Origin of the sequence: Rhodococcus sp. ARC_M12 (assembly GCF_022810385.1) — a bacterium.
In the GTDB taxonomy this organism is placed as follows: domain Bacteria; phylum Actinomycetota; class Actinomycetes; order Mycobacteriales; family Mycobacteriaceae; genus Rhodococcoides; species Rhodococcoides navarretei.
This window is the reverse complement of record NZ_JALGQI010000024.1, coordinates 18,465-39,213: the sequence shown is the minus strand read 5'-3', so window position 1 is coordinate 39,213 and position 20,749 is coordinate 18,465. Positions and strand designations below refer to the sequence as shown.

General features: G+C 64.1%; 25 protein-coding genes. 9 read left to right on the top strand and 16 right to left on the bottom strand.

All coding sequences use genetic code 11. The annotated features are described in order from the left end of the window. Nucleotides 1-41: 41 nt before the first annotated feature. Complete coding sequence (locus tag MTX35_RS24235) at nt 42-710, top strand: S1 family peptidase (protein WP_243597364.1); 669 nt, start codon at nt 42-44, stop codon at nt 708-710. Here MTX35_RS24235 and MTX35_RS24230 read toward each other — a convergent pair whose 3' ends face one another. Then, entirely contained in the window at nt 711-1,010 is a 300-nt protein-coding gene (locus MTX35_RS24230) for a WXG100 family type VII secretion target (protein ID WP_243597363.1), read from the bottom strand. It lies immediately after the preceding gene. 88 nt (nt 1,011-1,098) lie between these two features. Between MTX35_RS24230 and MTX35_RS26150 the strand changes: the two genes are divergently transcribed. Continuing rightward, complete coding sequence (locus MTX35_RS26150) at nt 1,099-2,823, top strand: alpha/beta hydrolase (RefSeq protein WP_243597362.1); 1,725 nt, start codon at nt 1,099-1,101, stop codon at nt 2,821-2,823. Between the two features lie 56 nt (nt 2,824-2,879). Continuing rightward, on the top strand, nt 2,880-3,383 hold the full coding sequence (locus MTX35_RS24220) for an LppA family lipoprotein (protein ID WP_243597361.1): 504 nt from the start codon (nt 2,880-2,882) through the stop codon (nt 3,381-3,383). 46 nt (nt 3,384-3,429) lie between these two features. Here MTX35_RS24220 and MTX35_RS26145 read toward each other — a convergent pair whose 3' ends face one another. Genes MTX35_RS26145 through MTX35_RS24195 form a run of 5 tightly spaced genes read right to left on the bottom strand, consistent with a single transcriptional unit; the run spans nt 3,430 to nt 7,205 of the window. After that, the gene (locus MTX35_RS26145; RefSeq protein ID WP_243597360.1) at nt 3,430-4,827 is read right to left on the bottom strand and encodes an SMI1/KNR4 family protein; all 1,398 of its coding nucleotides are present in this window, start codon (nt 4,825-4,827) and stop codon (nt 3,430-3,432) included. 11 nt (nt 4,828-4,838) lie between these two features. Next, a complete protein-coding gene (locus MTX35_RS24210; RefSeq protein WP_243597359.1) occupies nt 4,839-5,255 on the bottom strand; it encodes a preprotein translocase in 417 nt (138 codons plus the stop codon). Beyond that, the gene (gene tatC, locus MTX35_RS24205; RefSeq protein WP_243597358.1) at nt 5,243-6,019 is read right to left on the bottom strand and encodes a twin-arginine translocase subunit TatC; all 777 of its coding nucleotides are present in this window, start codon (nt 6,017-6,019) and stop codon (nt 5,243-5,245) included. The genes MTX35_RS24210 and tatC overlap by 13 nt, the downstream gene beginning before the upstream one ends. Beyond that, a complete protein-coding gene (locus MTX35_RS24200; protein ID WP_243597357.1) occupies nt 6,016-6,210 on the bottom strand; it encodes a twin-arginine translocase TatA/TatE family subunit in 195 nt (64 codons plus the stop codon). Before MTX35_RS24200 ends, tatC begins: the two co-directional genes overlap by 4 nt. A 32-nt stretch (nt 6,211-6,242) precedes the next feature. Further along, on the bottom strand, nt 6,243-7,205 hold the full coding sequence (locus MTX35_RS24195; protein WP_243597356.1) for a 3,4-dioxygenase subunit beta: 963 nt from the start codon (nt 7,203-7,205) through the stop codon (nt 6,243-6,245). Between the two features lie 177 nt (nt 7,206-7,382). On the opposite strand from MTX35_RS24195, the gene MTX35_RS24190 reads away from it, so the two are divergent. Further along, entirely contained in the window at nt 7,383-8,411 is a 1,029-nt protein-coding gene (locus MTX35_RS24190; RefSeq protein WP_243597355.1) for an ABC transporter substrate-binding protein, read from the top strand. Nucleotides 8,412-8,414: 3 nt separating this feature from the next. Here MTX35_RS24190 and MTX35_RS24185 read toward each other — a convergent pair whose 3' ends face one another. Both MTX35_RS24185 and MTX35_RS24180 read right to left on the bottom strand, forming a co-directional pair. Next, nucleotides 8,415-9,056, bottom strand: coding sequence for a bifunctional 2-polyprenyl-6-hydroxyphenol methylase/3-demethylubiquinol 3-O-methyltransferase UbiG (locus MTX35_RS24185; protein ID WP_243597354.1), 642 nt, complete (start codon nt 9,054-9,056; stop codon nt 8,415-8,417). A gap of 95 nt (nt 9,057-9,151) precedes the next feature. After that, a complete protein-coding gene (locus tag MTX35_RS24180; protein ID WP_279393025.1) occupies nt 9,152-10,033 on the bottom strand; it encodes a sensor domain-containing diguanylate cyclase in 882 nt (293 codons plus the stop codon). 42 nt (nt 10,034-10,075) lie between these two features. Between MTX35_RS24180 and MTX35_RS25850 the strand changes: the two genes are divergently transcribed. From MTX35_RS25850 to MTX35_RS24165, 4 genes are all read left to right on the top strand, one after another. Beyond that, nucleotides 10,076-10,198: a hypothetical protein gene (locus MTX35_RS25850; protein ID WP_279393024.1), complete on the top strand. Its 123-nt coding sequence runs from the start codon at nt 10,076-10,078 to the stop codon at nt 10,196-10,198. Nucleotides 10,199-10,291: 93 nt separating this feature from the next. Then, entirely contained in the window at nt 10,292-10,459 is a 168-nt protein-coding gene (locus MTX35_RS24175; protein ID WP_243597352.1) for a hypothetical protein, read from the top strand. A gap of 100 nt (nt 10,460-10,559) precedes the next feature. Continuing rightward, nucleotides 10,560-10,877, top strand: coding sequence for a hypothetical protein (locus tag MTX35_RS24170; RefSeq protein WP_243597351.1), 318 nt, complete (start codon nt 10,560-10,562; stop codon nt 10,875-10,877). Between the two features lie 242 nt (nt 10,878-11,119). Further along, nucleotides 11,120-12,088 (top strand): diiron oxygenase, encoded by a 969-nt coding sequence (locus tag MTX35_RS24165; protein WP_243597350.1) that lies wholly within the window; start codon nt 11,120-11,122, stop codon nt 12,086-12,088. On the opposite strand, the gene MTX35_RS24160 is transcribed toward MTX35_RS24165, so the two are convergent. From MTX35_RS24160 to MTX35_RS24140, 5 genes are all read right to left on the bottom strand, one after another. Beyond that, a complete protein-coding gene (locus MTX35_RS24160) occupies nt 12,061-13,281 on the bottom strand; it encodes a Fic family protein (RefSeq protein WP_243597349.1) in 1,221 nt (406 codons plus the stop codon). The genes MTX35_RS24165 and MTX35_RS24160 overlap by 28 nt on opposite strands. A 110-nt stretch (nt 13,282-13,391) precedes the next feature. Continuing rightward, complete coding sequence (locus MTX35_RS24155; protein ID WP_243597348.1) at nt 13,392-14,123, bottom strand: TetR/AcrR family transcriptional regulator; 732 nt, start codon at nt 14,121-14,123, stop codon at nt 13,392-13,394. Nucleotides 14,124-14,158: 35 nt separating this feature from the next. Further along, entirely contained in the window at nt 14,159-14,683 is a 525-nt protein-coding gene (locus MTX35_RS24150; protein ID WP_243597347.1) for a copper resistance CopC family protein, read from the bottom strand. 20 nt (nt 14,684-14,703) lie between these two features. Then, nucleotides 14,704-15,060 carry a metalloregulator ArsR/SmtB family transcription factor gene (locus MTX35_RS24145; protein WP_032396178.1) on the bottom strand — a complete coding sequence of 119 codons (357 nt, stop codon included), beginning with the start codon at nt 15,058-15,060 and terminating at the stop codon, nt 14,704-14,706. Nucleotides 15,061-15,074: 14 nt separating this feature from the next. Beyond that, nucleotides 15,075-16,280, bottom strand: a complete 1,206-nt coding sequence (locus tag MTX35_RS24140) for an MFS transporter (protein WP_243597346.1) — start codon at nt 16,278-16,280, stop codon at nt 15,075-15,077. Nucleotides 16,281-16,405: 125 nt separating this feature from the next. Here MTX35_RS24140 and MTX35_RS24135 point away from each other — a divergent pair, with 125 nt between their 5' ends. Next, entirely contained in the window at nt 16,406-17,632 is a 1,227-nt protein-coding gene (locus tag MTX35_RS24135; RefSeq protein WP_243597345.1) for a GGDEF domain-containing protein, read from the top strand. 93 nt (nt 17,633-17,725) lie between these two features. On the opposite strand, the gene MTX35_RS24130 is transcribed toward MTX35_RS24135, so the two are convergent. The 3 genes from MTX35_RS24130 to MTX35_RS24120 are packed head-to-tail and all read right to left on the bottom strand — an operon-like array spanning nt 17,726 to nt 20,692. Continuing rightward, on the bottom strand, nt 17,726-18,487 hold the full coding sequence (locus MTX35_RS24130; RefSeq protein WP_243597344.1) for a DeoR/GlpR family DNA-binding transcription regulator: 762 nt from the start codon (nt 18,485-18,487) through the stop codon (nt 17,726-17,728). A 13-nt stretch (nt 18,488-18,500) separates the two neighbouring features. Continuing rightward, nucleotides 18,501-19,514: a 4-hydroxythreonine-4-phosphate dehydrogenase PdxA gene (gene pdxA, locus MTX35_RS24125; RefSeq protein WP_243597343.1), complete on the bottom strand. Its 1,014-nt coding sequence runs from the start codon at nt 19,512-19,514 to the stop codon at nt 18,501-18,503. Next, nucleotides 19,511-20,692: a four-carbon acid sugar kinase family protein gene (locus tag MTX35_RS24120; RefSeq protein WP_243597342.1), complete on the bottom strand. Its 1,182-nt coding sequence runs from the start codon at nt 20,690-20,692 to the stop codon at nt 19,511-19,513. Before MTX35_RS24120 ends, pdxA begins: the two co-directional genes overlap by 4 nt. Nucleotides 20,693-20,749: the final 57 nt, after the last annotated feature.

Here is a 20,749-nt window from a genome sequence, read left to right as displayed (position 1 = left end):
GTAGGCCCCGCTCCGTACGTTCGTCGACAAGGAATGCCCGTATGAAGAATGCCCGACTCGGTTGTGTCAGTGGACTGTTCGCCGCAGCGGTCCTGGCGGCCACTGTGTTCGCCCCAGGAACCGCTGCTGCAGCACCCCTTCCGGTCGTCGGGCCCGGCACTGGTTTCGTCACCACCGGCGGCATCGACGACCTCACCGCCTGCTCCATTGCGGCCGTCGGATACGACGACGCCGGCCGACTCGTTGCCCTGACCGCAGGCCACTGCATTCTGAGCACGGGTCTGCCCGTCACTCTCGTCGGATCGCCCGCGGCCCCGGTCGGCACTACGGCCGTCGGGCATTGGGGACCCGATTACGGCGTCATCGTCCTCGATCCCACCAAGGTCACGCCGGTGGCGAGTCTGGGCGGAATCACCGTGACGGACATCGGCATCGGATCGGTGGGGCAGCCGGTCTGCAAGAGCGGGCTCGGCAGCGGACTGACGTGCGGCACCATCGTCGAGACCCGGGGCAGCGATCTGATGTCCGATGCCGTCACTGTATGGGCCGACTCCGGTGCCCCACTCATGGCCGGCACCACGCTCGTCGGAATCGCCAGCCATGCCTCGGGCGCTCCGTTGCTCAGTCCCACCGCCTACGCGTCGGCGTCCGAATCGGTGCGCTTGCTGAGTGAGTCGGGGGCTCCGGGTGCGGGCTTCCGTCCGGTGTAGTCAGCCGGTACCGCGAATCTGCGCCTCCGTTCGAGCCTCGGCCTCTGCGTAGTCTCGTGCAGCTGCCTGCAGTTTTCGAGCAAGATCTTTCACCTCGGTGGACAGCGTCGAATCGGCTGTGTCCCACGCAGCCATGAGGGCGGAGTACGCCGTGCCTGCTGCTCCCGGCCAACACGCTGCACCCGTCGACATATCGCGTGCCACCACGGCCAGATCATCGGACGCCATCTCGATCGCAAGGTCGGTTCTGCCCGCTGCGTCGAGAAGCACGGCCACGTCGACGTCCAGACGATCCCCCATCACATTCCTCCCCCGAGGCTGTTGGTGCCTGTCACTAGGGTGAACGTAACACCCGGTGGGGCGGGCAGTGGGCTGGTACCTTGACCGCGTGGTTGACATCGGGGGAATCAACGACTGGGACACGGCGGGGCTTGAGCGGCTCAGCAGCTCGCTCGCCAGCAGAATCAGCACCCTGATCGAACTGGGTGATCAGCTCGATCGCCTCGGGGTCGTCGACGGCTGGGTAGGGGAGACCAGCGAGGAGGCCCGCCGCGCGTTCGATACCGTCGTAGACCACCTGACCGACTCGGCGGCGCAGGTCGGGGCCGTCAAGAAGCTCACCGACGACACCGAAGATGCTGTCACCGCACTGAAACGGGCGCTCGCCGACGTCTCGTCGCTGGCTTTCGCGAACGACTTCGCCGTGTGCAACGACAACACGCTCTGGGACAGATGGGCTTTCGAGCGACCGCCGAATCAGACCGACGCCGAAGCCGCGGATCGCCAGCGACTCAAAGTCGAGCTTCTCGACCGCGTCGGCGAAATCGTGCGTCAAGGAACGGAGATCGAAGAGAACGCGGCCGCAGTCATGAGTGCCGCGGCGCAGAATTCGATCACCGACCACGGCAGCACCGACGTACGCGAGGCAGCCGATTTCGGCGGTGATCAGGGATCGGTGAAGGCCCCGATGCCGCCAGAAGACGGCAAGCCCGCCGAGAACAACCAGTGGTGGGATTCGCTTACTGACGATCAGCGCGACTACGTCCGCGCGGAGCGCCCCTACTGGATCGGGGACCTCGACGGCATCCCCGCCGCCGAACGGTCGACGGCCAACCTGACGCAACTCGCTATCGACCGCAGCACCATCGACGGGCAGATCAACGAAGCGCGGGCTCGCTTCGAGCAGACCCAGAACGCGATGGACGAGAAGAGACTGCAACTCGCACTGGACAAGCGGGCATCTCTGGATGCCGTCGAACGCGCTATGTTCGAAGTGGGGCAGGACGGAAACGTGGCGCTGGATTCGGAAGGCAATCGAATCCCGTTCTCGGACAGGCAATTGCTGTCCTTCGACGCCTCGCCCGGCCAGACGCTGGCCACCGCAGTGGTCGCGGTGGGCGACGTGGACGCCGCCGATCACGTGTCCGTACACACCCCGGGCTTCACCAGTACCGTCGACGGCGGCTTGGCCAACCTGGTGCGCGACGCAGCGTCCGTGCGGGATCTGTCCGAGTGGCAACTCGACCATTACAGCACCGACACTGCCGGGCAGAGCGTCGCGTCGGTGGCCTTCATGGGATACGAGTCACCGCAGAATGTGGGGGTGCTGTCCGACGACATGGCACGGACCGGAGGTGACCGACTGGCGTCCTTCCTCGACGGCATCGATGCCTCGCGTTCGGACGATCCCCATCTGACGGCCGTCGGGCACTCCTATGGTTCTGTCACAACAGGATTCGCGTTGCAGGACGGTACCGGTGTGGACGACGCGGTGTTCATGGGTTCGCCCGGTGTGGGTACCGACAACCTCGGCGCACTGCACATCAACGGTGACGCGTACACCCTCGCGTCCGGGGGAGACGGTGTCGCTGCGTTGGCCCGGTTCGACGGTGATCCACGCGAGATCGCCGGAGTGCACGATCTGTCGACCCGAGCCGCCGACATCGTGATGCCCGACGGTACCGACGTCACGCTGATGTCCACCGATCGATTCACCGGCCCCCTCATCGACCGGATGGGAAGTCACAGTGACTATTACAAGCTGGACACCACCAGTCAGTTCAATCAAGCTGCCGTGATCGCCGGCATTCCCGATGTGGCGGTGGCCCGATGACGAGACCGCGACGTGCGTGCGCAGCCGTACTCGCTGCCGTATTCCTGGGAGGGTGCATGAGCAACACAGCGGAGCCGTACGAGGGGGACCAGCGTCCGCGGGGGAAGGCGGATTCGGAGATCAGGGCCGAGGAGACCGCCGCGCTGACCGAGGAGTTGAAGCAACGGCCGGGGCGGCAGAGCGTTGTCGAACCGAAGTTCGAGCAAATGCAGGAGGACATCAAGGCGGCCATTTCGGCACTCGTGCCGGGCCTGGAATGGTCCACCACCCGAGCGCGCAGCGAATCACCCTGCAGCGCCCCGTATTCGAACACGCCGGGGGTCGAGGTGAAACTGCTGCCGTACAGTTCCGATACTCCCATCCCGTCCGATCGATGGGCGGCAGTGCTCGAGGCTGTCGATAGCATCGCTGTGGCCAATGGTTTCGACGGAGTCGATCTCAACCGTGAAGATGGACAAAGTCGTTCGGTGAGTATGCGTGACCCCGACGGCGGCCGAATACTGCTGGGTGCAGGTGGACGCACCGCGCTGATGATCACCACGGGCTGTTACCTGCGGTGAGTCGCGCGTCTTACACCCTCGGCGCTGGGGTCCAGCCAATGGTTTGTCACCACTCGACCTCAATGTCCCACGCCAGATGCCCGTCGACGATTGCGTGCCGCCACCCTCCGTCGAACGGCCTTCCTGTCTCGAGACTGGTTGCAAGATCGTCGAGCAGAGCGCTGATGGAAAGCCATTGCGGCCCAGCATCGTCGGAGTTCACCTTGTCGAAGACGGTCACGCAGCCGTTCAACTCGCCCGGGCGGGTGTCGACGAACAGGGAGTAGCCGTCCATCCCCGCGATCGGGATGAATTCGTCGAGGAAGGTCCACGCGGCTTCGCCTGCGGTCGTGGAGATCACCCGGTCGGGATCGTTCTCGGCATCGCCGGTCTGCCAGATGTCGGTCATCATTGCACGGTCCTCGAGCATCGCGTCGAGACCGAACAGCTCGTATTTCGGAAACAGGACCATCCATGGCTCACGAGGAAGGCCGTCGACGCACCGGAAGAGTTCGATGAGCTCGCTCGGCCACTCCACTCCGGTTCGCCTCTGGGCATCGGCAATGCGCGTCTCGTCGGCACCCGTGACGACGTAGTTCGGAATATTGTTCTCGAGCCACGCGGCGATCCGATTCCATTGCTGCGTGACACTCGATGAGTGCGTCGAATATTTGACAGGCGGGCGTGACGAACGGGTAGAAAAAGCAGCGGCGCGCTCGACGGCAGAGCGCCGCTCACCCTCGATGCCGTCGAGAACCACCTGCGCGAGGTCCGACGTCGACAACGCTGGATCGCCGAAACCCCTGACCCAGGCGAACTCCGCACCCAACGCCACGAAGATCGGCGACAGCGGGCTCGCATCGGGTGTCTCGCTGTGCAACAGGTTCAGGCCGTTGTCGACGACCGCGCGCAACGCCTCGGCTCGATCGGCCCCGCTTCCGTTGACCATGACGGACGCGCCGGGTGCCGACGTGGGGCATGCGACTTCCCACCTTGTGACGTCGTCGGGGTCCGGGTGAGCGCGCTGGATTGTCTCGAAGCGCGCGGGTCGTCCTTGCGCGTCGAGAATCATCGCCGGTGTGAGTTCGAAGAGATGCTGCTCGAGGCCGGTGTCGTCCCGAAACTTTCGGAACATCCGATACGTCATCTCGGAGGGAAGGATGATCTGCGCAAAGTCGGGGAACTCGTCGTGAACGATGCCGTCCGGGGTCTCGACGCGCAACAGCGTTGCGGCAATGAAGGTCCCGGACGCTTCGAGGGTCCACCCCTTCGGAACATGATCGGTCGGAGGGCGGTACGCGTTTTCGATGGTCACCGAGACCTCACCGGGACGCGCAGCACTGACGTTGACGCCGAAATCCGACGCTGCCACAACCGATGTCGGACTCGGGACTGCGTGTACTTCGTGCCCGGTCGACACCAACGAGTACCAACCATCGGGGACCGCAATGTTCGCCGTGTTCACAATCTCCGAATCTACTGCGCGGCGATGCGTCGCGGGTCGTCCTCGGAAAGTGAGTCGAGGAGAATCCGGTGCGGATGCGACGCCGTCCCGGTGATCAGGTACTTCTGACCGGGCCGAACTCGGGCAGCCTCGGCGCGCACCTGTTCCGATGGGGAGTCGGTCTCACGCAGTGCGTCGGTGTCACGTAAAGCGTCGCTGACGACGCGGCGGGGGTCGTACTGCCGTAAGTCCATGGATTCCCACTCGCTGCGCCGCAGCGGAACACCCATCTCGTCTTCCGCTGCGCTGCGGGTCGATTCGACGAAATGGCGCACGGCACGCACGGCCCGTCCGAGTTGATGGGCGTATCCGGGGAGGCGTGCGGGGCCGAGGACGAACCCGGCGATGATCGCGACCAGGAACAGTTTCTCGAAGGTCAAGCCGAACATGATGAGAGCTCCGGTTTCGGTGGGGTGAGGGCGCGTCTGTCGTGTACGCCGGTGATCGCGATCGCTGCGCCGAACAGTGTTGCCATCGGTAGCGCGACGAGGAACATGGACAGGACATCGGCGGCGGGCGTGACCAGTGCGCTGAACAGGGCGATGGCGACGATGCTGATGCGCCAGCTGCTGCGTAGCCTGCGTGCGGAGAGGATTCCGAGGCAATTGAGCATCACGAGCAATGCCGGAAGGACGAAGGCGATACCGGTGGCCAGCACGATCTTCATGACGAAATCGACGTAGTACGAGGCGTTGAGGATGGTGCTGTCCTGGTCGGAGGAGAACCCGGCGAGCACACTGACCATGCGAGGGAAGATGGCGAATCCGAACAGACAGCCGGCGACGAAGAGTGGAGCGGCGGCCGCGGAGAATCCGTAGACGTACTTCTTCTCCCGACGCGTCATGCCGGGGGTCAGGTAGGCGAACAGCTCACGCAGCCACACCGGAGACGACACGATCACGCCGGTGAACAGGGCGATCTTCAGTTCGAGATCGAAAGCGCCGGTGACGGTCTCGAAATTGAGACTGGCCTGACGGGTGAGAGCCAGTTCTTCGACGGGCGCGCGGAGGATGTCGAGGATCTGATCGGAGAGGGTGAATCCGATGGCAATGCCGACGAGCAGGGACACCGCCGCGCGGACAGCGCGGCGACGGGCCTCGCGTATGTGCCCGGCAAGGGGCATTACGCCTCGCGCGGCGGTGGCCGTGGTCATGACGCGTGTCGGTACGGAACGGTGGCGTCGTCCGGCGTAGATGCTGCCTTGTCCACGCGCACTTCGTCTTTCAGGATGCGCATCGATTGGCCGACGCCCTTGGCGAGTGACGGCAACTTGGTCGAACCGAACACGAGCAGCAGGATGGCGAGAACGATGAGGGCGTGCCATCCGGTGAGGTTGTGCAACATGGGTTTTCCTTCGGTGGTTGGGGTGAGAGGGATCAGTTGGTGGAGGGAGTGCCGCCGCCCATCGGAGGCTGACCGCCACCTCCGCCGGGTGCTCCGCCGCCTCCTGCAGCGGGTTCGGTGGCGGTGTCGATGGCCACGGCCAACGATCCGACGTAGCCGGATGTGGGGTCGCCCGAGAACGTCCCCATCTCGAGGTCGTAGCCGTCGCCGAACACGTTGTCGTTGTCGAGGCTGCCGAGCTGGGCGAGGTTCTGCGCCGAGTTCGGGTAGGTGTCGAGTTGATAGATCGCGTCGAGCATGTCCTGAGGGAACGCGACCTGCGAGGTGGCAATGGCATTGTCCACGTTGGTCGCCGACGCCGCGTCGGGGTAGACCTCGAAGTGCATGTGGGTCCAGCGACCGGAATAGCAGCCGGGGACGATGGTCTCGAATGTGACTGTGCCGTCGGCACCGGCAGCCTGAATGCCACGCAGGTACGTCTCGTCCTCGACGCCCTCGGAGTACATCGAGTACTGGCCGTCCGCATCGCACTGCCACAGGTATACGGCCGCACCCTCGAACGGTCGATTGTCGTTCGCCATGTCGGTGAGACTGAAGGTGAACGAGAGCGGTGTGCCGTCGACCGTGGTGCCGCCGTCGAGGCTCGAGGTGATGTCGCTGCGCACGATCCCCGACTCTTCGAGAATGTTGACGCCGTTGGAGCCGTCGGCCGGGTAGGGGCCGTTGGTCTCCTGTGGAATCTCGGTCGTTGCGCTCGCCGTCATGGAAGCTGTTGTGGTGGTGACGCTTCCGGAACTCGATGTGGAGGAGCAGGCGGCCAGTGCCACCGCTCCGGCCCCTGCGCCGACGATGCTCAGCACGCGGCGGCGGGTGATCAGGGTGGTGATGTCGAACCCGGCACCCTGGTCGACGACCTCCTCGGTGGGGCGATCGAGCAGGCGTCCCTCGTAGGTGGGTCCGGCAGAAGTGTTGGTGGGCTCTGGGATTGGGGTCATCGTGGGTTCTCCTCTGAGATGGCATCGGTTCGTTTCGGTAGTGCCAATACTCTGGGGTGTTCCGGTGAGGACGCTGAACCCTCGCTGCGAGGTTGCTGTGAGCGGTGGGGCTGGATTTCCATGAGGGTGTAGCTAAGGCTAACCTCAGTGGCAATGCCGCCAACCCACAGGACCGTGATGACTCTTCGTGTAACCACCCGCTTCGCTGCAGTGTTCACCGCTATGGCCGCCGCATCCATCGCAGTGGTCGGCTGCAGCACTTCCGATAGTGCCGAGACTCCGGCCGCAGAGTCGTCCACCGGCTCGTTCCCGCTGACCGTGCCGCACATGTACGGCGAGACGACGCTCGACGCCGTGCCCGAGCGGGTTGCGACATGGGGATTCGGCACCACGGACGCGGTACTCGCGCTCGGCGTCGTACCCGTGGCCATGCCCTCGGCCGAATACGGCGGAGGTGATGATCTGACCTACCCGTGGATCTCCGATGCGATCGACGCGAGCGGCGAGCCGGCACCGATTCTGCTCGACAACGTCACCGATGCGCTGACGGTCGAGAAGGTGCTCGCCGCCGATCCCGATGTACTGCTTGCTCCGCACTCCGGCCTGACGCAGGCGGAATACGACGCGGTGACCGCTGCCGGCGTACCTGTCATCGCCCCGCCCGAGGAGCTGTGGTCGACGCCGTGGCGCGATGTCATCACCACCACCGGAGATGTTCTGGGCGTGCAGGACAGGGCACGTGATCTTGTTGCCGATCTCGATCGTCAGGTTCAGGACGCAGGTGCTGCGCATCCCGAATTCGAGGGCCGCACAATTGCTTACGTGTCCGAGGCTGCGGATGTCTACTACCTGCTGTTGCCGTCGGACCCACGGGTGGAGCTGCTCGAGAATCTCGGCTTCGTCTCGCCTGCCTCGGTGACCGACCTCGCGACCGACGATGCCACCTACTCGACCACGGTCTCGGCGGAGAACATCTCGAAGATCGACGCCGATGTGGTGTTCACTCAGGTCGACACCGACGATGCCTTGCAGCAGTTCCTGGATTCGTCTGTCTCGCGCCAGATTCCGGCGGTTGCCGCGGGTGCAGTGGCAGGATTCGTCGGGCAGGAAGCCGGAGCGGCAGTGGGCCCGACGGCACTGTCGATTCCGTACTTCCTGCCGACTCTGGTCGAAGGACTGGCCGCCGCTGTCAGCAACGCCGGCTGAGGGCTACCGAGGAGCGGGCTTCGTCCCGGCGGGTGCCACCCGGGTGACGCGAACCACCGCGTCACGCAACGTCTTCGAGTGCAGACCTGTACCGCCGACGGTCCTGGAACGCTCGGTTGCGGTGTCGATGCGCCACGAGGAGGCGTCGAACAGGGCGGTGATATCTTTCGCGGTGACGGTGGCCTCGTGCGGCGGCGTGCCCTCGTGTGAATCATGTTGCGCGCCATCGTGCAGGTGCCCGACGATGAGTAGCGAACCGCCCGGCGCCACCCACTGCGCGATGTGTCGGTAGAACTCCAACTGCGGAATCGACGGATGCGCGTAGTGGGTCATGACCAGATCCCATTGTTCTGCTGGATCCCATGACGTCAGGTCGGCTTCGATCCAGGTGACGTCGACTCCTGCATGTTGTGCCTGCTGTGCGGCGGTGGTGAGGGCTGCGGCCGAGATGTCGGCACCGGTGACCCGCCAACCCCGTTCGGCGAGCCAGATCGCTTCCGCTCCCGCACCGCAGCCTGCGTCCAGCGCGGTACCGGGCGTCGATCCGGCTGTCTCCTCCACGAGATACGGATTCGCTGCGACGGTATGGGATGTTCTGTCATCCCAATGGTGCTCCCAATAATCCTTGTCGAATGTATGCGTCATTCCATGGCCTTTCGCGGTGGCGTTGCAGATGCCAGAGTGGCAGCGCGGCATGGTTGCGGCAAGTATTTTTGCAGTATCGGCAAATTTGAACTGTGTCAGTGCGGTGCGTCGGTGACCATTCGATTGCGGCCTGCGCGCTTCGCCTGGAACATCAGAGCGTCGGCTCTGTCGAGTGTGTGGCGAAGACCTTCGTTCGGTCGCTGGAGTGTGTATCCGGCCGAGAACGTGACACCCGATGGCCGGGTGGCGGCTGCCAGTTTCTCGAGTGATCGAAGAGCTTCGCGACGATCGCAGTTGCGCAGAGTGATCACGAATTCCTCTCCGCCCCAACGTGCGAGGAGTCCGTCGACGCCGATGCAGTCGCGGGCCGTCGACGCGAAGTCGCGGAGCAACTTGTCGCCGGCAGCGTGGCCGAAGGTGTCGTTGAACTGTTTGAAATGGTCCAGATCGAGAACCGCGACGACTGTGTCGACCGAGTTGTCGTCGACGACGGACACCGCGTAGTCCGACCAGCCGCGACGATTGAGCGCTCCGGTCAGTTGATCGGTTCGAGACGCGAGCAGGATGCCGTCCTCGACTTCCTTTCGTTCGGTGATATCGAGAGCGGCGGCGAGCGTCCATTCGGCATCGGCCGGACCGGTGAAAGGAACCAGAGTCAGCAGAACCCAGCGAATCTCGTCGTTCGGGCGAACGACCCGCACCTCGACCTTCACGGATCTTTCCGCGGCCACCCCCGCGGCCATCAGATCCTCGACGCTGCCGTGGAGTGCGAGGTCGTCCGGGTGAGTGTGCACCGTCGCGGATCGACCAATCAGTTCAGAGGAAGGCAAGCCCACGAGTTCGCAGTAGGCGGCATTGACTTCGACGAACAATCCGTCGGCGTCGGAGAGAGCCTGCGCCACGGGGCTGGAGGCGAACATGCGCCGGTACCGTTGTTCCTCCACGACGCAACGACCCGCTCTCTCCCCTTCCTGCATCGAGAGTCTAGTTCAGGTCGGTCCCGCCGACCGTTGCGGGAAGTGTCGCCGGCAGACGTGTGTGTCGACATCGCGGCCGAGCGAATCACCGAGAACTGGGGACTTCAGCCGGTGGCCGTCGTCAACGACTGCTCCGGCCGGCAGCGGGTGCTCGCGGGGCAGTAGTCGGAGGGAGGCGGATCGACGAACAGGTCGATATGCGAGCGACTCGTTCACGATCTGCGCGCCGTCTCAGGGGATGCGCGGTCCTTTGCCATCGTGTCCGACGTGACCGGCGAGGAGGCGTCGGGCACATATCTCGAGGTTCTGCTCGAGCACCGTGACTACGCGATGCGGATACTCGTCCCATACTTGATGCCCGACGCTGCGACCTTCGATCTGGGGCCGACGAAAGCGTCTGTGGGGCAGCGGCTTCTGTGGGGCTGATTTTTCCGCGGACGCGCCCATCGCCCTCGTCCAGGGGATTGGCACTCTCGACCGGCGAGTGCCAAAATGGAGGCACACTCTTAGCCGAAAGGAGCCCACAGTGACCGTCACCTCTCCCCGCTTCGATGCCCGTGACTCGGACGACGACATGCCACCGAAGTGGTGGAATCGGCACATTCGCACCCGAGCTCAGGTGACCGAATACGCCGTGATGTTCGGTGCGCTGTCGATCGTCTCGTTCTGGGCCGCGGGCCTCGGTATCGCGGCAGGTCTGATCGCCGTCGCCTCTGCGCTGTGGGCCGATCGAACCCCCGACCTGGCCGGGGAGCGTGCCGAACGCTCCGACGCGGCGCTGGCCATCGGCACCGGAGTAATCGGCATCGTCATCGGCGTGGGCTTCCTGGCGATGGTGCTGTAGAGCGACGTCGTCGCACGTGAGCGGAACTTCGTAGTCTGCTACGAATTTCTGTTCACGTGCGACAGCGCTGAACTGGGTTCGCGAGGCCGGTCGACCGCACTGCGGTCGACCGGTTTCGTCGTTTCGAAGCAGATTTCTCAGATATCTGCGACGGTCCGTTGCACTAACCGGTTTTATGTGTGACGCTGTGTTGCGTACACATTCTTCGTACATATTGTTCGGACGCGGGCGGAAGGACCATCATGACTGCAGTCGACGACGCACGATCGCTATACCGAGACAGGCTGCATGCACTGTCGACGGCTTCGGTGCATCAGCACTTCGACGCTTTCCTCGACATCCCCTGGGACGAACCCGAGTACGCGATCGTTCCCAACGATCCGCGCTGGGTGCTCCCGGATGCGGACCCGCTCGGCCACACCGACTGGTACAAGTCACTTCCCCTGGACCGGCAGATTCACATCGGTATGTATCGCCAGGCCAGCATGGTCAAGGTCGGACTGCAGTTCGAGCAGATCCTCATCAGCGGGCTCATGCAGTACGCCCTCACGCTCCCGAACGATTCACCCGAATTCCGGTACTCGACGCACGAGGCAACCGAAGAGTGCCACCACACCCAGATGTTCCAGGAACTGGTGAACCGCATCGGCATCGACGTGCCGGGTGGGCCCGCATGGTTCCGCAAGATCGTGCCCGTGCTCACGGTGTTCGCCGCCCGATCGGCACCGTTCGGATTCTTCGTCGGTGTCCTCGCAGGAGAAGAGCCGATCGACCACATGCAGAAGGGCGTGCTGCGCGCCGGTAGTGTCGGGCACCCCTTGGTCCAGCGCGTGATGCAGATTCACATCGCCGAGGAAGCCCGTCACATCGGCTTCGCGCACCAGTATCTCGAGCACAAGGCCCCGCGGCTCGGCCCCTTCGAGAAGGCGTCGATCTCGATCCTGACGCCCGTCATCATGCGATTGCTGTGCGATGTGATCATGAAGCCGAGCAAGCAGATGCGACGCGAGCTCGACATTCCCGACGAGGTTGTGGACGCCGTCTGGTGGGACAGCGACTCCTCACGAAAGGCATTGCGCGACACCTTCGGTGACGTTCGCATGCTCGCCGGTGAACTGGGACTGATGAACCGAGTCTCGAAGCGAGTGTGGCGTGCTCTCGGTATCGACGGACGGCCTTCGCGCTACCGCAGTGAGCCGTCGTTCGGCTGAGCTGATCGTTGGGGGATCGAGCGTTTGCCGATGGTGAGGCTGAGTGCGTCGAGTTCGGCCAGCACAGCAGTGGCAGCCCAGATCTGGTTGCGCTTGCTGGCTGTCAGTACCTCGAGCACGCCTGCCTCGGTCAGCCGAGCAAGGGCGCGATAGGTGCTCGCATCGGTAGTGCCGGTGATCTGGCCGGCCGTGTCCGCGTTCAGGATCGGGATGTCGAGCAGAGCGTCGATTATCTTTGCGTCCGCCGAGTTGGTCCGAGGTCGCGCAGTGACGCGCCAGTGTTCGGGAAGGTCGGCCAAGGCCTTGGCCGAGTCCTGGGCGGCGTAGCTGGACACTGTTGCCGCGTGCGCGACGTACTCCACGAATCCATCTGCGTCGCCGGCGCGGTAGTCGGTCAGTCTGTCGAAGTAGCGGCCTGTGTCCGCGAGCATCACCGACGCCAGAGGGACTGTCACCCGTCCGGTCAACCCGCGTCGACGCAGGATCGCGCTGATCAGAGCTCGGCCGATGCGGCCGTTGCCGTCGGTGAACGGGTGGATGGACTCGAACTGGGCGTGCGCGATCGCGGCCTGAGCGAGTATGGGCAAGTCTGTTCGATTCGCAAATATGAGCAGATCCGTCATCAATTCGGGGACGAATTCCGGCGGAGGTGGCACGTACAGGGCGTCGATCGGGGTGTAATCGCTGCCCCCGATCCAGTTCTGCACGTCGCGAACGGTGCCCGAATCGCGCGCGGTGTAGAAATCCGGTGCCATCAACAATCTGTGCGCGGTTGCAAGACTGTCGCCTGTAATCGGACCTTTGCCGGCGGCGTCAACCATGGCCGCCAACGCATGCACGGCCGCAAGCTGAGATTTGGCCTCCGCGTTGGATTTACCTCCCGCGAACGCCTTGCCGAACGCTCGCCAGCCGGCGTCGATGTGCTCGATCTTCGACGAGGCGACAGACTCGCTTCGGAGTAGAAAGTCTGACAGAGGAGCGAGGTGCTCGCCGAAACCCGCCTCCAGTCGTGCGACAGCAATGATCGCCTCTTCGTGAGCCATGGCAACCGAGCCGGACACATCGCAGTGCGCTTCGCCGATCATGGGCGGAATGGACACTTCGATGTGTTGCAGCGTGCGATCGGCCCGCGAACCTTGACGCCGACTGGGCTTCCATGCCCGCGACTCGACGCGGTGTGGCGACCAGATCATTGCTGCCTCCCGATCGCCAGAAAACGTGACTAGTTCGGACTTAAGTATACTTTGATACTCCGAAAGTATTCTATGTGGCCGAATGGTCGCGTTTTCCGACGCTTTCGGGGCTACTGCAGTGAGCCGTCGATCGGCTTGGTCTCGTCGACGACGCTCTCCAGGGGCACCTGCGGGATCGCGATCCCACGGGATGCGCCAAGGCCTTTGACTTGCAGCCAGATGGTGTCGGCCAGGAACGTGGCGAAATGATCGAGGCCGGTGCGTGATTCGGTCTGCCCGCTCCAACTGCGCACCGCGCCCATGCAATACGAGACCAACCCGGCTACCCACGGCCGCACCAGCGACCAGTCGTCTGCCGTGAGATCCGCGTGCACCAGAGCGAGGAATCCGGCGACGCTGACTTCGAGTTGTTCGGCGAGTAGAGCATTGGTCTCTTCGAGTGGCGTCGGCGACTGATCGCTGACGTCCTGCTCGACGAACCGCGTCCACGCGGGATGCTCGGCCACCCAGCGTACATAGGTGCTCACCACCCGATGCACCACATCGCGGGGAGTGCCGGTCAACTCGAACGAGGTGACCAATGTGGCCGTCAACTCCGAGCAGATGGCCCGCTGAATGGTGGTGTCGAGATCGGTGCGATCGTTGAAATGCCGATACAGACCAGTGCGATGCACGCCGGCTTCGGCGGAAATTTGAGCAGTGGTGAGTCGCTCACCGGGAGCGATATCGCGAGCCAGCACAGTCATGGCGGCGTCGATGATATGACGTCGACGATCGGTGTTGTGCTGTTCCCAACGCCGCTTACGGCCATCGGCCTTGGGGCGTGACCCACCGTCGCTCATGCTGCATGGTCTCACGTCCGCACTGGTCGAGGCCGTCAATGGGTGCGTTTACGCAGCGCGAACAGCACACCTGCTGCTCCGACCACGGCCACGACCGCCCCGATGGGCCAGAGTGGGAAGCCGTTGTCTTCTTCTGGCTGGGGAGCGGGTAGGGCCTCGTTGGTGAAGTCGAGGTCTGTCGCCGGCGGGGTGGGTGTGCCCTGGGTCAGTTGGAACGGGATGCTGCCGGTGATCGGATGCCCGTCGGCCGAGACCACTCGATAGCCGATGGTGTACTCGCCTGCCGCGCCGAGTCCGTCGAGATCGACGGTCACCGTGCTGCCGTCGACGACGGGTTCCGATGCCGCCCATTGGCTTTGGTCGGACCCGACGACGGTGACGGTGGCGAAGTTCGACTGCACGTTCTGATTGAACGTCAAGGTCACCGCGTCCGGCGCGGCGTCGAGCACGGCATTTTCGGCAGGGTTGCTGGACTGCAGAGTCGCATGCGCCGATGCCGGGGCGATCGACAGTGCCGTCGCGGTGAGGATGGTGGCGGCGATCAGGGCCAGGCGTTTCATCGGATGCTTTCTCGGTTGGGTTATTCGTGCGGGGGTTCGCCGGTGACCTTGTGGTCGGCGAAGTTCAGACCCTCACGCACGAGTCGGGCGAGGTGACCGTCGGCCAGGCGGTAGATGACGTTGCGGCCGTCGCGTCGGGTCTCGACGAGTCCGGTGAAGCGGAGCTTGGCCAGATGCTGGCTGACGGCGGTGCGCGAGGTTCCGGTGGCCGTGGTGAGTGCGCTGACGTCCGCTGGGCCGCGGTCGAGCAGCCACAGGATGTGGAGTCGGGTGGGATCGGACAGCATCCGAAAGGTGTCGCTTGCAGTGGCCAGGCGTGCGGAGTCCGGTTCGACGGCATGGTCGAGACTGATGCGCGGTTCCTTCTTCGGTGGCATCGAACGTCGTCTCCCTACGCGGAGGCGACCACCGACATTCGGGTGCGACTCCACAGGCGTGCTGCGGACAGTGCCGCAAGTGTAGCCAAGCCCGTGAGCACCAGCGCCGCGGTGAACAGTCCGAACTGTGCGCCGACCCATCCCGCTACCGGATAGGTGAGCAGAAATGCCGCGTGCGACAGCGAGAACTGCGCGGTGAAGATCGAGTTCCGGGTGCTCTCGTCGGATTCACGACGCAGGATTCTCGCCGACGGTGTGTTGATCATCGACGTCCCGATGCCCAGGACCGCCCACGTGGTGGCCAGTGCAACCCACGCGGCCGATCCTCCGTGCAGGGTCGCCACCAATGTTGCTGCGGCCGTGCCTGTCACGGCCACGACGGCTCCGGTGAGCATGAGGATGTGATCGGTCGTAGCTCTGAGTACGCGCGGGATGAACAGTGCTGCGACCATGGAACCGCAGCCGTAGAAACCGAGAGCGATTGCCAGCTGGCTGCTCGATCCGCCGAAAAGATCGCGGACATAGACCACGGTGTTGACCACCACGAGCGCCGTCGCTGCGGCGACCACCGTGTTCAGCGCGAGCAGTCCCTGCAGTTCGGGATTTCTGACGAACGTCGTGATGCCTGTTGTCGGTCGTTGGGTCTTGGTTGCGACGTATCGCGGTAAGGCGGTACCAACCACCATCACCGCGGAGACGACGAACCCCAGAACTGTTCCGACGAACAACGTGTGGAAGCCGATGACTGTCAACAGAGCTGCGGCGATCAGAGGGCTGACCAGGGATTCGAGGTCGTAGGCGAGCCTGGATAGCGTCAGTGCGCGGGTGTACTGCTGTGTGTCCGGGACGATCGTCGGGATGACGGCTTGGAAGGTGGGGGTGAAGGTGGCCGATGCTGCCTGCAGAACGAATATCAGGACGTAGACCTGCCACACCTGATCGACGAAGGGCAGCGCCAGCGCGGTGAGTGCCCGCACGACGTCAGCGGTGACGAGAACGAGCTTGCGGGGGAGCGTGCTCGCCAACGACGAAACAACCGGAGCGACAAACACATACGCGATCATCTTGATCGCGAGGGCGGTGCCGAGCACGGCCCCGGCGGCGCTGCCGGCGATGTCGTAGGCAAGCAACCCCAGCGCGACCGTCAACAGTCCGGTGCCCAGCAACGCGACGACCTGTGCGGTGAAGAGTCGTCGAAAAGCGAGATTGTCGAGCAGCATGGCTTCAACATACACACGTGTGCGCAAGTGCGCACTCATAACCTGGATGGATTTGGGCCGCACGCGGTCGAAACGCGAGATACTTCGGTATCGTTCAGCAGTCGGCATTGCAAGTGGGGTGATTCATGGCGGTAACTCGCAACACGTCGAACGAGGTGATGCATCGAGCTGTCGATCGATTGCCGTCGATGATCGGGTACTGGGACAGCTCGCTCCGGAACGTCTTCGCCAACCGGGTGTATGCGGACTATTTCGGAATCGATCCGCGGGATCTGGTCGGTAAGCACATCAGTGAACTGCTCGGCGAGGTGCTGTATCAGTTGAACCTGCCGTACATCACCGGCGTCCTCGCCGGCGAGCAGCAGCAGTTCGATCGCACGCTCATCGATGTCAACGGTGCTGTGCGCGTCACTCAGACCACCTACGTCCCCGATGTCGTCGACGCTACCGTCCTCGGGTTCACCGTGATGGCCGTCGATGTCAGTGCCCGCGCCGAAGCGGAACGACAGCGCGACCGCGCTGTGCGGTTGTTTCAGATCGCCATGGAGAACGCCCCGATCGGCAAAGCCGTCCTGACCGTGGACGGCCGCTGGCTGCAGGTGAACAAGGCGCTGTGCGAGCTGTTGGGGTATACCTCGGAAGAGCTACAGCAGAAGACATTTCGCGATCTCACCCACCCCGACGATATCCCCCTCGCGGACGAGCATCTACGAGGGTTGGCCGACGGAACTCTGACCAACGTCGCGTCGGAGAAGCGATATATCCGCAAGGACGGTGCCACCATCTGGGTGCAGCGCAACGCCACCCTGGTGCGCGACGCCGAGGCCGGTGACGTGGTCATCGCGCAGATCCAGGACATCACCGCGCGCAAAGACGCCGAGATGACACTCGAACGCCAGGCGCTGATCGACGACCTCACCTTGCTGGGGAATCGTCGACGATTGATGGCCGAGCTGAACAGTCTCAAGGAAAAGTCCAGCGATCGGCCGGTCGGAATGTTGTTCGTGGACGTCGACGACTTCAAATCCATCAACGATCGCTTCGGTCATGCAGTGGGCGATCGCGTACTCGCCGCCATCGGACGTCGCGTTCTCGACAACGTGCGCGCAGCCGATGTTGCCTGCCGCATCGGAGGGGACGAATTTGTCGCTCTATTGCTGTCGGCCAGATCGGCCGAGGGAGTCGAGCGCCTCGCAGACCGAGTACGAGGCTTCCTCGCCGGCCCCTACGACATCGGAGGCATAGACGTCCCGGTATCGGTCAGCGTCGGATGGAGTTGGGAGCCGACCACTGACCCGGACACCCTGTTACGCATCGCAGACGAGCGAATGTATTCGTCCAAGCGGGCCTGAGACCCGGATCAATGTGGGATTCAGTCGGTCGGAATGCAAGAGAGTCGCATTGATCCGCCGGGTTGGGGGTGCGGGTGGTCATGGGGCGATCGGCTACGCGATGACGACCTCGATGCCTTTACCCTCGAAGGCGTCGATCTGGGCCCGAGTTGCTTCGGAATCGGTGATGAGAGTGGTGCCCGGCGGGATGGGAGCCCAGGCGTGGAAGGGCTTCTGGCCGAGTTTGGCCGAGTGCGCCAGGATGTAGGTCTGCACTGCGCGCTCCATCATCAACTCTTTGAGCTGGGTTTGCTCGTAACCCGCCTCGCAGATACCGAAGTCGGCGGTGACGGCATCGGCTCCTAGGAACGCTCGATCGAACGAGACCCGCCGCAGGGATGCCTCGGCAAGTGGACCGACGAATCCCTGGCTCACGTGGCGCAAGGTCCCGCCTATGCATTCCACGTGTACCTCGTCGGCGTCGACGAGTGCTTCGAGCGCAGTCAACCCCGCGGCGATGACGGTGAGATCCACCGCTTCGCGCAGGAACTCCGCCATTGCGCCGACTGTGGTGCCGGCGTCCAACAGAACCGTCTCACCGGGCTGGATGTACTCGGCGGCCTTTGCTGCGATGAGCCGCTTGGCGTCGTATCCCTCGAGGGACCGCTGCTTCACCGACGCCTCGTGTCGGCCGCCGATGGCAATGGCACCACCGTAGGTACGGGCCAGCAGCCCCTGTTTGGTGAGGTGGTCGAGATCGCGTCGGATGGTCGAGGCGGTCACCTTGAACAACGCCGACAACTCCTCGACGCTGGTCAGACCGCCGGACTTCGCCAGGCGCACTATCTCACCGCGTCGGGCCTCCGATACTCGCACCACCCAACCCCTGTCAGCTCAGTAGCGCTGGGCTGGTGGCCAATTCGGCAGCCTGCCGCAGAGCTTCGATCATGCTACCGGCCTCGGCAATGCCCTTGCCTGCGATATCGAATGCGGTGCCGTGATCGACGGACGTGCGGATCACCGGCAGGCCGACCGTGATGTTGACTCCCGCCTCGATTCCGAGCACTTTGACCGGTCCGTGGCCCTGGTCGTGGTACATGGCCACGATGAGGTCGTAGTCTCCTCGGCCGGCCAGGAAGAAGGCGGTGTCGGCGGGCAGCGGACCGACAGCGTCGATACCCTCGGCCTTCAACTTCTCGACGGCCGGGACGATCTTGAGATCCTCCTCGCCGTAGCCGAACAAGCCGTTCTCGCCCGCATGAGGGTTGATGCCGCAGACACCGATTTTCGGGTTCGCGGTGCCGGAGCGCACCAACGCTTCGTGTCCGCGCCGAATGGTGCGCTCGACCAACCCCGGTTCGATCTTCGCCACCGCGTCGAGCAATCCGATGTGGGTCGTCACGTGAATGACCTTGAGCTTGGGCGTCGACAGCATCATCGAGACCTCTTCGGTGCCGGTCAGGTGTGCCAACAGCTCGGTGTGTCCGGGAAAGATATGACCGGCCGCGTGCAGCGCTTCCTTGTTCAGCGGTGCGGTGCAGATCGCCTGAACCTCACCGCGCACGGCGAGTTCGCTTGCGACACGGATGTAATGGAATGCGGCATCGCCCGCAGCAGCGGACAGCTCGCCCCACTGGAGGTCCGCAGGGAGCAGATCGAGGTCGATGACGTTGATCCGACCCGGTGTGAACTCGGCGTCCTCGACACGCTCGACGGTGACAATCTCCACGTCGGTGCCGAGCACCTGCGCTGCCAGTCGCAGCCGTGACGCGTCGCCGATCACGACCGGCCTGCACCGCTCGAGGGTGGCGGGGTCGATCATGGCGGGCACGATCACCTCGGGACCGATCCCGGCGCCGTCGCCCATGGTGACCGCGATGTAGGGCTGAACTGTTGTAGTCATGCCAATGCCTCACTGTTAGAGAAAGAAGGTGTGCTTTCGACACCTCGCAGGTACGCGGTCATCGCGACGAGACTGTCCGGTCCACCGAAGCTGCCGGGCCGAGTGGCGACGTATCCGCCTGCAGCCGTGCGGGACACGACTGCGCCGTGATGGATTTCGGTGATCGGATGAAGAGTGTTGACGCCCAGGGCGTCGAGCACGCGGCGTGCGGTTTCGCCTCCGGTGAGGACGAGTCCCACGGTCTTATCGCTGATTGCCTGGGCGACCAACTCGGCCAACGCGGTCGCGATCGCGCTCGAGCGAGCGGGATCGACCGGGCCGGTCACCGTCAGGATCGCCGCGCCACCGTCGACGGCGTTGCGCACCGGAGTGGGGTCTGTGCCGGCCAGCAAGTGGTCCACATGGATCCGGACGTGCGTGGCACCGGAGCGCTCGAGCTCTGATACCTGCTGTGCGGCAACAGCTTCTGCGGTGCCGACCACGACGAGAGTGGGTACGGGTTCGATGGGCAGGGTACCGAGCTCGTTCGGCCGCAGGGTTCTGGCGACCGCGGCAGCCAGCGCCGCGGTGCCGACGAGGCGGACGCCGGGAAGGAGTGCCGACAGATCGACGATGGCGTCGAGGTCCGCGTCCGATCGCACATCGAACACCGCCACCGCGCCGGAATCGACTGCAGCGCTGAGCCCGTCGATGCCGTCCTCCAGTGCGACGGAGATCGTGCGAACGTGGCCGAACAGGTCCGCTATCGAGGCGGGGGCCTCGGTTGTCTCCAGTGCCCATCGGCCGCTCCGATCGAGGGGCACCCCGTCGATGTGTGGCACACCGTTCTCGACGGTGCGGCCGAGGGCAGGAAGGCCGGCGGCGAAGACGATCGGTCCGGTGCCCAGCAGGCTCTCGACCTCGGCAGCGATGTTGCCGCGCAACATCGAATCGATCTTCTTGATCACCCGAACCTGGGGTGGGAGATCACGCACCGCAGCGTGCACCCGGTCGGCGGCCTCGGGGCCGGACATGGCACGGGTACCGAGATCGATCACACGCACGTCGCTGTCGCCGTGAACCGCGCCGATGTCGATCCCGAGGCTGACGTCGCGATCGAGAAACAGTGCTGCAGTTTCGGCGGCTCCCGACAGATCGTCCGCGAGTATCAGGATGCGAGGGCGCTGCGTGCTGCTCATCGTGCCTCACCGTCCGTATCTGCGCTATGTGCGCACCTAAAGGTAGCAGTATTGCGC

What these genes read in the sequence shown, in the direction of transcription:
- MTX35_RS24235 (WP_243597364.1), top strand. Translation starts at nt 42, where the DNA reads ATGAAGAATGCCCGACTCGGTTGTGTCAGTGGACTGTTCGCCGCAGCG.
- MTX35_RS24230 (WP_243597363.1), bottom strand. Translation starts at nt 1,010, where the DNA reads ATGGGGGATCGTCTGGACGTCGACGTGGCCGTGCTTCTCGACGCAGCG.
- MTX35_RS24220 (WP_243597361.1), top strand. Translation starts at nt 2,880, where the DNA reads ATGAGCAACACAGCGGAGCCGTACGAGGGGGACCAGCGTCCGCGGGGG.
- MTX35_RS24210 (WP_243597359.1), bottom strand. Translation starts at nt 5,255, where the DNA reads ATGTTCGGCTTGACCTTCGAGAAACTGTTCCTGGTCGCGATCATCGCC.
- tatC (WP_243597358.1), bottom strand. Translation starts at nt 6,019, where the DNA reads ATGACCACGGCCACCGCCGCGCGAGGCGTAATGCCCCTTGCCGGGCAC.
- MTX35_RS24200 (WP_243597357.1), bottom strand. Translation starts at nt 6,210, where the DNA reads ATGTTGCACAACCTCACCGGATGGCACGCCCTCATCGTTCTCGCCATC.
- MTX35_RS24195 (WP_243597356.1), bottom strand. Translation starts at nt 7,205, where the DNA reads ATGACCCCAATCCCAGAGCCCACCAACACTTCTGCCGGACCCACCTAC.
- MTX35_RS24190 (WP_243597355.1), top strand. Translation starts at nt 7,383, where the DNA reads ATGACTCTTCGTGTAACCACCCGCTTCGCTGCAGTGTTCACCGCTATG.
- MTX35_RS24185 (WP_243597354.1), bottom strand. Translation starts at nt 9,056, where the DNA reads ATGACGCATACATTCGACAAGGATTATTGGGAGCACCATTGGGATGAC.
- MTX35_RS24180 (WP_279393025.1), bottom strand. Translation starts at nt 10,033, where the DNA reads ATGCAGGAAGGGGAGAGAGCGGGTCGTTGCGTCGTGGAGGAACAACGG.
- MTX35_RS24165 (WP_243597350.1), top strand. Translation starts at nt 11,120, where the DNA reads ATGACTGCAGTCGACGACGCACGATCGCTATACCGAGACAGGCTGCAT.
- MTX35_RS24160 (WP_243597349.1), bottom strand. Translation starts at nt 13,281, where the DNA reads ATGATCTGGTCGCCACACCGCGTCGAGTCGCGGGCATGGAAGCCCAGT.
- MTX35_RS24155 (WP_243597348.1), bottom strand. Translation starts at nt 14,123, where the DNA reads ATGAGCGACGGTGGGTCACGCCCCAAGGCCGATGGCCGTAAGCGGCGT.
- MTX35_RS24150 (WP_243597347.1), bottom strand. Translation starts at nt 14,683, where the DNA reads ATGAAACGCCTGGCCCTGATCGCCGCCACCATCCTCACCGCGACGGCA.
- MTX35_RS24145 (WP_032396178.1), bottom strand. Translation starts at nt 15,060, where the DNA reads ATGCCACCGAAGAAGGAACCGCGCATCAGTCTCGACCATGCCGTCGAA.
- MTX35_RS24140 (WP_243597346.1), bottom strand. Translation starts at nt 16,280, where the DNA reads ATGCTGCTCGACAATCTCGCTTTTCGACGACTCTTCACCGCACAGGTC.
- MTX35_RS24135 (WP_243597345.1), top strand. Translation starts at nt 16,406, where the DNA reads ATGGCGGTAACTCGCAACACGTCGAACGAGGTGATGCATCGAGCTGTC.
- pdxA (WP_243597343.1), bottom strand. Translation starts at nt 19,514, where the DNA reads ATGACTACAACAGTTCAGCCCTACATCGCGGTCACCATGGGCGACGGC.
- MTX35_RS24120 (WP_243597342.1), bottom strand. Translation starts at nt 20,692, where the DNA reads ATGAGCAGCACGCAGCGCCCTCGCATCCTGATACTCGCGGACGATCTG.